1 tRNA gene and 1 rRNA gene are annotated in these 501 nt (G+C 47.7%); both read left to right on the top strand.

Annotated elements, in window-relative coordinates:
• Nucleotides 1-67: ribosomal RNA gene (locus G5367_RS20100) — 16S ribosomal RNA — on the top strand; the annotation flags it as partial.
• A 199-nt stretch (nt 68-266) separates the two neighbouring features.
• Nucleotides 267-342, top strand: a tRNA-Glu gene (locus tag G5367_RS20095).
• The last annotated feature ends 159 nt before the right edge of the window (nt 343-501 follow it).

The following is a 501-nucleotide window of genomic DNA, read 5'->3' as shown; positions in this document are numbered from 1 at the left end:
ATTCATGACTGGGGTGAAGTCGTAACAAGGTAACCCTAGGGGAACCTGGGGTTGGATCACCTCCTTACCTTAAGATGACGAAGTTGTTGAGTGTTCACACAGATTGCCTTGATTCAAAGTAGTTAGAGCAAAGACCTGGTGCGCAAGCATCAGTGCTTATCTGGCTTCGGTCAGATAAGAGAAGCCCTTTTGTTGGGTGTCGGGATGTGAATAGCAGCGAAAGCAGCTACCCGGTTACCTGCGCGCAAGCGCAAAGACAAATCCGGGTCCCCTTCGTCTAGAGGCCTAGGACACCGCCCTTTCACGGCGGTAACAGGGGTTCGAATCCCCTAGGGGACGCCACTTCTCTTCTTGCTAACAAGAATGCAGAGTTAAGAAGCTGATTCTTAACTCTGTTTTCTTCGGCCTTGAGCCGTTGCAAACATGCTCTTTAACAATCTGGAAAGCTGATTTAAAAAGTAGTTCTCAAACATTTGTTACAAGTGCTTTGGAAACTTCTTG

The organism is Aeromonas sp. 604282 (assembly GCF_049170575.1).
GTDB classification, from domain to species: domain Bacteria; phylum Pseudomonadota; class Gammaproteobacteria; order Enterobacterales; family Aeromonadaceae; genus Aeromonas; species Aeromonas veronii_A.
Note: the sequence above shows the minus strand (reverse complement) of the source record. Positions and strands in the feature narration are given on the sequence as shown.